Raw genomic sequence first — 12,569 nt, 5'->3', positions numbered from 1 at the left:
TGCAAAGATTAAAATTTTGGACAACGCAAAGGTTCAATTTTTTTGACTTTTTTCGGACAAGCAAACTGATACATTATTGAAATTTCGTGTGCTCCACCCAGCGCATTGGTGAGCTTGCTAACAGTATAGTCGTAGCTGTATCCGATTCTCCAAGGCATTTCAGAGGGTGCTAATCCGAGTAGTATAACGAGGGCATCTGGGTTGGTATTGCCATGTCTCAGACCTAAACCACCAGTGATAGCTGCATAGTTAAACGATAGGCCACCAAAAAATGACCAGAATGACCCTTGATTTTGGATTACAACGTTTGGGATTAAGACGCTTTGATATTCGCCGTACAATCTTCTACGGCTTATGGGAATATTGGCGCCTGAGTGAATGGTGAGCTTAAACGGAAGCTTGCTTTCTACGAAAAAACTCTCATCAGGCTGGGTGAGATGATGACCAGCAACGCCGATGTAAAAATCTTTTGAATAACCAATGAAGCCGACAGATAAATCAACATGATTGTTTTGAACGCGATCGGGACCTACTTCTTCTGTTGGTTTTACAAATCCGTAGAAGGGGTCAATCATATCCGGAAAGCGGAAGTTGCCCCATTCGAGCGTTCTTTGTCTGAAGTTGGCTTGGAATCCGGCCAGCACTGAAAATTTTCTCGATACCTGCAAATGGTACGAATAGATGGCACCGATTTCAGTGGTACTGAGCGTACCGTCTCCGGCTTCATCGCGCAGAACCAAAAACCCTATTCCGCCTTTTAAATTATCGAAATATTGGTCGTATGACGCTGAAAAGGTTTGATAAACATTTCCGATGGGATACTGTGAGCGGTAGTTCAAATGCACTTTAGGACAGCGAGCCACACCGGCAAATGCTGGGTTCAGATAAAGGGGATTGGCGTAGTATTGTGAAAAATGGGCGTCTTGTGCATTTACACCCGATAAAAAGGAAAAAAGTACAATAATTTGAAATAGAGTTTTACCTCTGATCGACATTTATACAAGGTTTTACAAGATTGTCATTCGTTTTTACAAAAATAGTCATTTGAAGTATTGAATAACTATTTTTCGGGCGACAATATTACTAAATCATTTAACATTCGATAAAAAAAATTATTGCATTTCGTTAATTGAAAATTTTTGGAAATTGTTTTTAAAGTTTTCCAATCAGAATATTGTCAAATTTTTATTACGTTAGTGATGCAGGCATAGGGTGCCGAGCTATTTTCACTATCCAATCCATAGCACTTTTAATACTGTTTATATTATCAATGCGCAAGAAGAGTTTTTCGTTTTTCTCCTTTAATTGAATGTGTTTAAACATAGAAATATTTTGTAACATTTGTTTGAATTTTTCGCTTTGGTAGAAGGGGTGTTTCGGATTTTGAGGAAAATATCCAAGAAATACTCCTTGTTTAATGGTAATTTTTTCAAAACCGCATTCGCGAGCGAGCAATCTAAGCTTAATACTGTTGAGTAGTTCTGAGGCTGGTTGAGGTAATGGACCAAATCGATCCACGAGTTCTTCTTCGAATTTTGCCAGTTCTTCTTCATTTTGTACCTGGTCGAGTTGTTGATATAGCCTGAAGCGTTCTTCCGTTTTGTTGATATACTCGTCCGGAAAGAGTACTTCGATATCGGTTTCAATGCTGCATTCTTTCGGAGTAATGTTTTTGGAGAGTTCGGTTTCGTAGAGCTCTTTGAATTCGTTTTCTTTCAGTTCTTGTATAGCTTCCTCAAGAATTTTTTGGTACGTTTCAAAACCAATGTCGGTAATAAATCCGCTTTGCTCCCCGCCGAGCAGGTTACCTGCTCCTCTGATTTCAAGGTCTTTAAGAGCAATTTGAAAGCCGCTTCCGAGGTCGTTGAATTGTTCGATGGCTTTAAGGCGCTTTCGCGAGAACTCCGGAAGGCTTGAGAGCGGAGGAGCTATAAGCTTACAATAAGCCTTTTTATTGCTGCGTCCTACGCGCCCGCGAAGCTGGTGTAGGTCGCTCAGACCAAAGTTGTGAGCTTGATTGATGATGATTGTATTAGCATTCGGGATGTCGAGACCATTTTCGGCGATAGAAGTACTAACCAATATATCGTAGTCGCCTTCCATAAATCCCAGGAGGATTTCTTCCAATTTAGTGCCTTCCATCCGTCCGTGGGCTACAGCTATGTTTGCACCTGGTACAAGTCGCTGAAGTAGGCCAGCGATTTCATAAATGTTTTCAATTCGGTTATGGATAAAGTACACTTGACCGTCTCGCTGCAATTCCTGAATGATGGTATCGCGGATCACTTCTTCATTCCAAGTAATTATTTGTGTATCGACCGGTTGGCGATTGGGCGGGGGAGTGGTCATCACCGAAAGGTCGCGTGCTGCCATCAAGCTAAATTGTAGGGTACGAGGTATGGGAGTTGCAGTGAGTGTAAGGGTATCGATATTTACTCGCAGGGTTTTGAGTTTTTCTTTTACTGCTACGCCAAATTTCTGTTCTTCATCAATGATTAGCAGCCCAAGGTCTTTGAACTTTACGCGGTCGCTCACCAACACATTGGTTCCGATGATGATGTCGATTTCTCCTTTTTCCAGTTTTTCAAGTATTTCTTTCTGCTGTTTCGGGGTCTTAAAGCGCGATAAATATTCTACTTTGACGGGGAAGTTTTTCAAGCGGTTAGAGAAGGTCTTGTAATGCTGAAAGGCAAGAATGGTCGTAGGCACCAACACGGCAGTTTGTTTGCCATCTACAGCCGCTTTAAAGGCAGCGCGTATCGCTACTTCTGTCTTTCCGAAGCCCACATCGCCACATACAAGGCGGTCCATTGGTGTATCGCTTTCCATATCGGCCTTGATGTCGGCAGTGGCTTTGAGCTGGTCGGGTGTATCTTCATAGATAAAAGATGCCTCGAGCTCAGCTTGTAGATAGCTGTCGGGTGAAAACGCAAAGCCTTTGCTGGCTTTGCGTTTTGCATAGAGTTGTATGAGGTCGAAGGCGAGTTCTTTTACCTTTCGTTTGGCAGCTTCTTTTTTCTTAGTCCATGTATTGGTTCCGAGCTTACTCAGGGTGGGCTCGGTGCCTTCCTTGCCATTGTACTTTGATATCTTGTGCAGAGCATGGATGCTTACATAGAGTACATCGTTGTCTTTGTAGATGAGCTTGATGGCTTCTTGAACCTTGCCGTCGTTTTCGATTTTCTGTAGGCCAGCAAACTTCCCAATGCCGTAATCGATGTGTGCCACATAATCGCCGTATTGCAGCGATGTAAGCTCTTTAAGAGTGATGGCCTGTTTCTGCTCATAAAAATTCTTGATTTTAAAACGGTGAAAACGCTCAAAAATCTGATGGTCAGTAAGTAGTACTTTTCGGTGGGTGTGATCTTCAAAACCTTCGTGTAAGGTGAGCAGAGCAGTGAAAAATTCTGCCGAGCAACCGTGTTCGCTCAATGCAGAGTGCAGACGCTCCATTTGCCGAGCGCTACTGCAGCTGATGGTTACTTCGTATCCTTCCGCATTTTTCTGATGTAGATATTCAGAGAGCGTTTCAAAATTCTTGTGAAAAACAGGATGAGGACTGCAAGAAAAGTCTAATGAAGCTACCTCTTTGAAGGCGGTTGAATTTCCTAATTCAATTGATTTTGAATTTTTTGATTTTAACCATTCAAAAAAATCATCTCCCGAGATAAATAAATTCTCAGGCGCCAAATGGCGAATTGGAGAGGTGAGTAATTGGAATTTTTGCTGGGCTTTTTCCATTAGTTGGTTCATCCTGGCCAAAATCTGAGGACTATCTACCAAGAGCACTATGGTTTTGTCATCGCCCATAGCTTCTGCGAGCGACAAACGCTGGTCCTCAACCAGCTTGTTTTCGATGTTGGGCAGCAGGAGAGCTTTATCGACCTTGGAGAACGACAGTTGCGTATCGATCTGAAACAGTCGAATGCTCTCTACTTCATCTCCAAAGAATTCCAATCTGTATGGATGTTCGTTTACGTATGAGAATACATCGACTACGCCACCGCGTATGCTAAACTGACCAGGTTCTGTTACAAAATCAACGCGTTCAAAGCCGTATTCAAATAAGGTTTCATTCAAAAAGTCAATACTCAATACCATCCCCACGTTTACCTCAATCATTTGTCGGGCAAGTGATTTCTGAGAAATCACCTTTTCAAACAAGGCATCGGCTGAGGTTACTACTACGCAAGGTTGGGGATTGGTAGCGATGCGGCTCAGTGTTTCGGCACGCAAAAGCACATTGGCATTATCAGTTTCCTCTATTTCGTAAGGTTGCTTATGCGATGGAGGAAAGTAAAATACGCTCTCTTGACCTAACAGCTCCTGCAAGTCGTTGAAAAAATACGACGACTCATCGTTAAAAGGAGAGAGCAACAAACAGTTTTTAGCTGAAAATTTATGCGTAAGCGCAGTAATGATTGAGATAAGTGAGCCTTGCACACCGTGAAGGTGAACGTTAATTGTTGTGGGATTTTTTAAAAGTTCTTTTAAATGAATTGACAAATCAGCTGCTTCGTAATCCTTTAAAAGTGCTGAAACAGTTTTTGATTGACTGAACATTTCTCGTTTTTCCTAAATCAATGAATAGACAAAGATGTGGCAGTATGGTTTACCACAAGTTTGATTCTCTGAAGCAAAGGTACCAAAGTTTCGCACCACCTTAGAGTCTTAATGAAGAATTAATACGCGTTGTAAGTGGTAATTGATAACAATAAAGTGCTGAAAATCAAAAGAAAGAATCATTGTAATATTTTAAGGTAACTTTTGGTAGAAAATAAAAGTGATATATTTTTGCAGCCCGATTGCAGGAAGGCCCATTCGTCTATCGGTTAGGACGTCAGATTTTCATTCTGAAAAGAGGGGTTCGATTCCCCTATGGGCTACCAAGCCTTTCGGCCCATTCGTCTATCGGTTAGGACGTCAGATTTTCATTCTGAAAAGAGGGGTTCGATTCCCCTATGGGCTACAACCAAAAAACTGGATTAGATAAAATGGCAAATCACAAATCAGCACTCAAAAGAATTCGTCAAAACGAAAAAAGACGTCTTCACAATAGATATTATTACAAAACAGCCAGAAATGCTGTTAAGAGATTAAGAGCTATGACCGATTCTAACGAAGCAGCTCAAGTGCTTCCGAAAGTTATTTCAATGGTCGATAAACTTGTAAAAAGAGGCATCATCCACAAGAATAAGTCAGCTAACCTGAAGTCAAAGCTGATGAGACACGTCAATAAGCTTAAGGCTGCTACAGCATAAATTAGTTTTCTAAGACTTTAAAGCGCCACGGCTATACCGATGGCGCTTTTTATTTTTGTACAGAATTTTTTACGCACGTGAAAAAGTCAAAATCAAAAGACGTCAGTGAGGATTATTCTTTTTCTTACAGCACCAATGCCAGGTATAATCCTTTTGAAGCCCTAGCTGCCTTAGCAGATTCAATGGAGGATGGAAATGATACAAATAACAAAAGTGTAGTAGAGCTTCACTACGAAATAAAAGGTAGAAATGGAAAGCCAGTAACCATCGTTCGAAATTTACCAGCCTCAATAGATATTGAGCAAACTGCTTCGGAGCTTAAAAAAGCACTAAGCACCGGAGGCAGTGTCAAAGATGGCGAAATTGTGCTTCAAGGGAATTGTCGAAAGGAGGTAGCAAATTGGTTTGCAGCTAAAAAAATCAAAACAAAAAATATAGGAGGATAAAAAAAAAGCGCTTAAGCTATCACGGCTTTAGCGCTTTTTTCTTTTTGTGATTACTTTATGTTATCCTTGTTGAAGGAGTTTATCCATTTCCAAAGCCTTTTGGGTATTGCCAAGCTTATAGTACACTTCGCGCAGAGCCTTGATAGTGTCTTTGTCTTTTGGATTGATTTGATGCGCTTTTTCAAACAGGGGCAACGCCTGGCGGAAGAGGTCCAATTGCTGGCTCTTTAGCTTTTCAAACTTTTTAGTTTCATTAAAGCTTAGCTTGTTCATTTGCTCTACCAAGTCATTAGCTTTAGTAATGTAAATGAGACCTTTCATGTAGAGCACGTCGGCGTAATTTTCATCAATGGCTAGAGCCTTGTCATAGGCTTCTTCAGCTTGTTTCAGGTCGTTCATTTCGGTGTGATAAATCGTACCGAGGATAAACCAGAAAAGCTTGTTGTTGGGTTCGTTTTGGAGCGACAGCTTAAGGTTAGCCACTGCCTTGTCATATTGTTTTGTTTTAATGTAGCTGTCGAGCTCTTCGCGGATGAATCGCTCTTCATTCGGGTATTCGGCACGAGCTTTCTTCAAAATGGCGACGTAATTTTCTTGGTCGTTTATGCTCTTGTATGCAACAGCCAGCATGATGTAGAGGTCAGGACGAATGTCTCCCTCTTCGCGAGGGTTGGTGAAGCGATCGGGTCTCAACTTGATATTGCGCTGCAATTCCTTGGGAGAGCCAAACTGAACTTCGCGCTTTTGCTCGTTGTCGTAGGCAAAATATTGCACTCCTTTGTAGTTGAGCTGGAGCAGTTGATTGAATAGTCGGATTGCCTCGGGGAAGTCTTTTGCGTTGAATTTCATCAGCGCAGCGTTGTATAGCATCACAGTATCTATAATGTTAATGCCAGGGGATTTTCCAAGCTCAAAAGAGAGCATGAAGTCTTTGTAAGCTTCTTCAAGCTTTTCGTTTCTGGCATTCTTTTCACCTCTGCGCTGAATGAGGTTAATGACGGTGTACATATCGGCTACAGCCTGCTCTGAGAAAAACTTCTTGTTGATAGATTTTTCGTACTCAAGGTTGTTTTTCAGATTTTCGGCTGCAATGTCGAGAGCATTGGGTTCTAAGCTAGAAATTGCCTGATTTTGTGATTGATAGATTTCAAGGTGAATCTTTCCATTGTAGTAATAGTACTTGGCTAAATCTTTGGGTTTGATGCCGGAAGTACCTACTTCTTTGAGCTTAGCAGTAGCATTGTCGATGTTTCGCTTGGCATCGGCCAGGTCATTTCTTCGCTCGAGAGCAATAACTGCTGAGCTTACTGTAGGACCAATTTGGGCTACAGAAGCAAAGCCAGCTGCCACAAAAAGAAGGATGATTGTTTTTCTCATGATGGTTATATGCTTGAATTTCAATTAAAAATTTTTAAAATCATGCCAAAGGTACGGACGAATGCTTTTACTCAGCACTCTCTGAAGTGCTTTCTGAGGTTGAAGTCTCGTCGTTAGGCTCTGATGGTTCTTCCTCAGATCTGGGCACTCTACACACTGAGGCAATCATATCCCCGTTTTTAAGATTAATCAACTTAACACCTTGGGTATTGCGACCCATTACGCGAAGGTCGGCCACTGAGAAGCGTATAGCTACACCTTTTTTGTTGATAATAATCAGGTCGTCGTCATTGGTTACGTCTTTTATGGCCACGAGTTTGCCGGTTTTTTCGGTGATATTGATGGTTTTCACCCCTTTTGCTCCACGGTTGGTGATGCGGTATTCGTCGATAGAGGTACGTTTGCCGTAGCCGTTTTCTGAAACGACGAGGATGTCGCGGTTGGGGTCGCTCACGCACACCATACCCACCACTTCATCCGATTCATCGGCTAGGGTTACGGCTTTTACGCCGGCGGCATTTCTACCCATCGGTCGCACCGTATTCTCATGGAAGCGAATGGCTTTTCCGGATTTTACAGCGATGATGATTTCGGAATTACCATCAGAGAGCGATGCTTCGAGCAGCTGGTCGCCTTCGCGAATGGTGATGGCATTGATGCCATTAGCTCTTGGGCGAGAGTATGCTTCCAATGTGGTTTTTTTGATTACGCCTTTTTTAGTAACGAGAGTTATGTAGTGCTTATCGAGGTATTCCTGATCAGATAGGTTATCTACATTAATATAAGCCAATACTTTGTCGTCGGGCGGCAAATTGATCAGGTTTTGAATAGCGCGACCTTTTGAGGTTTTACCGCCTTCGGGAATTTCGTATACTTTCAGCCAGAAACAGCGACCTGCCTCGGTAAAAAGGAGAAGATAGTTGTGATTGGTCGCCATAAAAATGTGTTCGACGAAGTCCTCATCACGCGTAGCTACGCCTTTCTGCCCAACGCCTCCACGGCTCTGTGTGCGGTATTCGCTGAGAGAGGTGCGCTTGATGTAGCCGGCATGTGATATGGTGATTACCACCTCTTCATCGGCGATCATATCTTCTATGGAGAGGTCACCTCCAGAGTAGTCGATGGTGGTTTTGCGGTCGTCGCCGTATTTTTCTTTGATTTCGAGCAGTTCGTCTTTGATGATTTTCATCTGAAGCTCACGGTTTTCGAGCACTTCCTTAAGGTAGGCGATGGTCTTCATCAGGGCATCGTAATCCTCTTTTATTTTTTCGCGCTCCAGACCGGTGAGGCGCTGTAGGCGCAGCTCAAGTATCGCTTTGGCTTGAATTTCTGACAGCTCAAATGCCGTCATTAGGCTGGCTTTAGCCTCGTCTACGTTCTTCGAATTTCGAATGAGGTCAATGGCGCGGTCGAGGTCGTCTTTTGTAGAGATGACTTTGAGTAGCCCTTCGAGAATGTGAGCCTTCTTCTCAGCCTGGTCGAGCTCGTAGCGCGCGCGACGCATGATGACGCTGTGCCTGAAGTCGATGAAGTGCTGGATGAGTTCTTTGATGTTTACGAGCATCGGCCGGCCATTTACTAAGGCGATGTTGTTTACCGAGAAGGTGCTCTGAAGGGGGGTGTATTTGTAGAGGTGGTTGAGCACTACATTCGGAATAGCATCGCGTTTTAGAACAAACACTACGCGGAGCCCATCGCGGTCGCTTTCATCTCGAATGTCTGATATGCCATCAATTTTCTTTTCGTTCACCAAGTCAGCGGTTTTTTTAATCATCTCCGCTTTATTGACTTGATATGGAATTTCAGTCACGATGATACACGTGCGACCATCTATCTCTTCCATGTTAGCCTTTCCGCGAAGCACAATTTTTCCGCGACCGGTGTGATAGGCTTCTTTCACACCGTCATAGCCATATATAATACCCCCAGTAGGAAAGTCAGGGGCTTTGATGTATTTAATGATCTCATCGATGCTAATATCTGGCTGATCGATGCATGCCACTATGGCGTCGATAGCATCTTTAAGGTTGTGGGGTGGCATGTTGGTAGCCATACCCACAGCTATGCCCGATGCTCCGTTGATGAGTAAGTTGGGTATTCTGGTGGGAAGAACAGTAGGCTCCTGGAGTGAATCGTCAAAATTCAGTTGAAAATCGACGGTATCTTTTTCAATATCAGAAAGCATTTCTTCGGCGATCTTGCGAAGGCGCGCTTCGGTGTAACGCATAGCAGCTGGGCTATCGCCATCGATAGAGCCGAAGTTTCCTTGTCCATCTACCAGAGTGTAGCGCATCGACCAGTCTTGAGCCATGCGCACCATGGTGTCGTATACTGAGCTATCGCCGTGCGGGTGATATTTACCAAGTACTTCACCCACGATTCTGGCCGACTTTTTATAGGGGCGATTGGATAAAACGCCTAATTCATACATTCCGTAAAGTACCCGCCTGTGTACTGGCTTAAGACCGTCGCGCACATCAGGTAAGGCCCTAGATACAATCACCGACATCGAATAGTCGATGTAGGAAGATTTCATTTCTTCCTCTATGTTGACCTGAATAATTCTTTCGTTTTCTACCATAATGTCAAATGTGTCTCAAATAGAAGAGCTTTTTCGTCAAAGTGGCAAAAATAGCTACTTTGGTATCTATAATCTTTTTGAACCATCACACACTTTTTCGAATTTTACACAGATTTTTGTTAAAAATATGACCTGTGTAAAAATTGCATGATTCTTTCATGTATTACATTTGATAAACAGATTTTGTCTGAATTTCGTTATTTAAATAGTTCAATATTTCAATGGAAGAGAATTTTTCACCCAGAGTAAAAGACGTAATCAGCTACAGCAAGGAGGAGGCACTCAGGCTGGGGCACGATGTGATAGGTACCGAGCACCTGATGCTTGGAATTATTCGTGAGGGGGAGGGTAGTGCCATCCAGATTTTACATGATCTCGGCGTAGATATTCAGGCACTACGCCAGAGGATAGAGGCATTAATTCCTGCGAATTACTCAAGCAATATCAATATAAAGAAAAACATTCCTCTTACTCGACAAGCAGAGAAGGTGCTCAAGGTCACCTTGTTAGAGGCTAAGTTGCTCCATAGCCCTGAGATTCGTACTGCCCACCTACTGCTGTGTATATTGAAACACCCTGATGACCCTGTTGTGCGCATTCTCAAAAATTTTGGAGTCACTTACGAAAATGCTCGTCAGGCTTTCCTCAAAATTCAGGATCCCACCTCAGAAGAAGATTTTAAGTTAAAAGAAGAAATCTCCATGAGTGCGTACGAAGACGATGATGATTTTGAGCGCAGAGAGCGCTTCGGCAGTATGAACAGACCCGGAGGAAAAATGGAAACAAAATCAAAAACCCCAGTCATCGACAACTTTGGTCGAGACCTAACTCAACTAGCTGAAGAAGGCAAACTCGATCCTGTCGTAGGTAGGGAAAAAGAAATTGAGCGCGTATCTCAAATACTTTCGCGCCGAAAGAAAAATAATCCCTTGCTCATCGGAGAGCCGGGTGTTGGTAAATCAGCCATTGCTGAAGGGCTTGCACTGCGCATTGTAAAAAAGAAAGTGAGTCGTGTACTGTTTGACAAGCGCGTTGTAGCTTTAGACTTAGCATCGATGGTGGCAGGTACTAAGTACCGGGGCCAGTTTGAAGAGCGTATGAAGTCGCTCATGAACGAGCTAGAGCGCAACAAAGACATCATACTCTTTATCGACGAAATTCATACGATCGTTGGTGCTGGCGGTGCCACAGGTTCGCTCGATGCTTCCAACATGTTTAAGCCGGCACTGGCGAGAGGAGAAATTCAGTGCATTGGTGCTACTACACTCGACGAGTACCGCCAGTACATCGAAAAAGATGGTGCTCTAGAACGTCGCTTCCAAAAAGTAATGGTAGAGCCCACTACTCCTGAGGAAACCATCCAGATACTCAAAAACATAAAAGACAAGTACGAAGAGCACCACAATGTAGTGTACACCGACGAGGCCATCGAAGCCTGCGTGTATCTCACTCAGCGATATGTGACAGATAGGCACTTGCCTGATAAAGCCATCGATGCCCTCGACGAGACTGGTTCAAGAGTACACATCACCTCCATTAAAGTTCCCCAAGCTATACTCGATCTAGAAAAGCAGCTTGAGGAAATACGCGAACAGAAAATTAAAGTAGTAAAACGTCAAAAATACGAAGATGCAGCACGTCTGCGCGACGATGAAAAGCGCCTGGAAAATCAGCTACTAGAGGCTCAGCGCGAGTGGGAAGAGGAGGTAAAACGAAACAAAGAAATCGTTACTGCTGACCATGTGGCCGAAGTGGTATCGATGATGACCGGTATACCTGTGCAACGCATCGCTCAGGCCGAAAGCAGCAGGCTTGCCAAACTGGCTGACGAGCTTCAGGGCAAAGTAATCGGTCAGGACGAGGCAGTAAAAAAGGTCGTAAAAGCAATACAGCGCAACAGAGCAGGATTGAAAGATCCCAAAAAACCAATTGGCTCCTTTATCTTCCTCGGTCCTACCGGAGTGGGTAAAACTCAATTGGCCAAAGAACTCGCTAAAGCGCTGTTTGACTCAGAGGATGCACTCATACGCATCGATATGAGCGAATATATGGAGAAGTTCTCTGTTTCGCGCCTCATAGGTGCGCCTCCGGGTTATGTAGGATATGAAGAAGGTGGTCAACTGACCGAAAAAGTTCGTCGCAAACCCTACTCTGTAGTGTTGCTCGACGAAATCGAGAAAGCTCACCCCGATGTTTTCAACCTCTTGCTGCAGGCACTCGACGATGGACAGATGACCGATTCGCTTGGTCGTAAAATTGACTTTAAAAACACCATCATCATCATGACGTCAAACATCGGTACGCGTCAGCTCAAAGATTTCGGAACCGGTGTTGGTTTTGTCACCAAGGCGAAGGAAGAAAATATGGATGCGTTGGCAAAGAGCGTAATCGAAAACGCCCTCAAGAAAGCCTTTGCTCCAGAATTCTTAAACCGCATCGACGACATTGTACTCTTCAATACCCTCAAGAAAGAGGACATTCTCAAAATTATTCACATTGAAATCAATAAACTCCTTCAGCGAATTGAGAAGATCGGCTACAAGCTCAAGATGAGCCACGCAGCCATTGAGTTTCTCGCTGAGAAAGGCTTCGACCCACAGTTTGGAGCTCGTCCATTGGCACGGGCAATCCAGAAGTACGTGGAAGATCCTTTAGCAGAAGACATTATCAACAATCGCTTTAAGGAAGGTTCTACTTTGGTAGTAGAAGTCAATGAAGGTAAAGATGCTCTTTTGATCACCGAAGAATCAGCCGTCCCTGAAGAGCAAGCTTAAATCTAAAAAACTGAAGGAAAAAGCCAGCTCCTTAAAAAGAGGTGGCTTTTTCTTTTTTACAGCGGAAGGATTTGATAACATTGTATTGACGGCTATTGATAAGCTAAAATTCTATTTTTGCAAAAAATCA

Annotated in this window: 7 protein-coding genes and 2 tRNA genes; 5 read left to right on the top strand and 4 right to left on the bottom strand. The window is 43.4% G+C overall.

The annotated features are described in order from the left end of the window. Nucleotides 1–8: 8 nt before the first annotated feature. A complete protein-coding gene (locus EIP89_RS08840; RefSeq protein ID WP_124398317.1) occupies nucleotides 9–995 on the bottom strand; it encodes a PorP/SprF family type IX secretion system membrane protein in 987 nt (328 codons plus the stop codon). A 193-nt stretch (nucleotides 996–1,188) separates the two neighbouring features. Beyond that, nucleotides 1,189–4,563, bottom strand: coding sequence for a transcription-repair coupling factor (gene mfd / locus EIP89_RS08835; RefSeq protein ID WP_124398316.1), 3,375 nt, complete (start codon nucleotides 4,561–4,563; stop codon nucleotides 1,189–1,191). A 251-nt stretch (nucleotides 4,564–4,814) separates the two neighbouring features. Between mfd and EIP89_RS08830 the strand changes: the two genes are divergently transcribed. The 4 genes from EIP89_RS08830 to EIP89_RS08815 all read left to right on the top strand — a co-directional run bounded on the left by EIP89_RS08830 (nucleotide 4,815) and on the right by EIP89_RS08815 (nucleotide 5,707). Then, nucleotides 4,815–4,889, top strand: a tRNA-Glu gene (locus EIP89_RS08830). 8 nt (nucleotides 4,890–4,897) lie between these two features. After that, a tRNA-Glu gene (locus EIP89_RS08825) sits at nucleotides 4,898–4,969 on the top strand. A gap of 25 nt (nucleotides 4,970–4,994) precedes the next feature. Further along, nucleotides 4,995–5,261, top strand: a complete 267-nt coding sequence (rpsT, locus tag EIP89_RS08820; RefSeq protein ID WP_124398315.1) for a 30S ribosomal protein S20 — start codon at nucleotides 4,995–4,997, stop codon at nucleotides 5,259–5,261. A gap of 77 nt (nucleotides 5,262–5,338) precedes the next feature. Continuing rightward, nucleotides 5,339–5,707 carry a translation initiation factor gene (locus tag EIP89_RS08815; protein ID WP_124398314.1) on the top strand — a complete coding sequence of 123 codons (369 nt, stop codon included), beginning with the start codon at nucleotides 5,339–5,341 and terminating at the stop codon, nucleotides 5,705–5,707. 60 nt (nucleotides 5,708–5,767) lie between these two features. Here EIP89_RS08815 and EIP89_RS08810 read toward each other — a convergent pair whose 3' ends face one another. Further along, nucleotides 5,768–7,084, bottom strand: coding sequence for a tetratricopeptide repeat protein (locus EIP89_RS08810; protein WP_124398313.1), 1,317 nt, complete (start codon nucleotides 7,082–7,084; stop codon nucleotides 5,768–5,770). 67 nt (nucleotides 7,085–7,151) lie between these two features. After that, on the bottom strand, nucleotides 7,152–9,665 hold the full coding sequence (gene gyrA, locus EIP89_RS08805; RefSeq protein ID WP_124398312.1) for a DNA gyrase subunit A: 2,514 nt from the start codon (nucleotides 9,663–9,665) through the stop codon (nucleotides 7,152–7,154). Between the two features lie 221 nt (nucleotides 9,666–9,886). Here gyrA and EIP89_RS08800 point away from each other — a divergent pair, with 221 nt between their 5' ends. Continuing rightward, nucleotides 9,887–12,439 (top strand): ATP-dependent Clp protease ATP-binding subunit, encoded by a 2,553-nt coding sequence (locus EIP89_RS08800; protein WP_124398311.1) that lies wholly within the window; start codon nucleotides 9,887–9,889, stop codon nucleotides 12,437–12,439. Nucleotides 12,440–12,569: the final 130 nt, after the last annotated feature.

It is taken from the genome of Thermaurantimonas aggregans, from assembly GCF_003851885.1.
GTDB classification, from domain to species: Bacteria; Bacteroidota; Bacteroidia; order Flavobacteriales; family Schleiferiaceae; genus Thermaurantimonas; species Thermaurantimonas aggregans.
The sequence above is the reverse complement of the archived record's forward strand: the minus strand, read 5'-3'. Positions and strand labels throughout refer to the sequence as shown.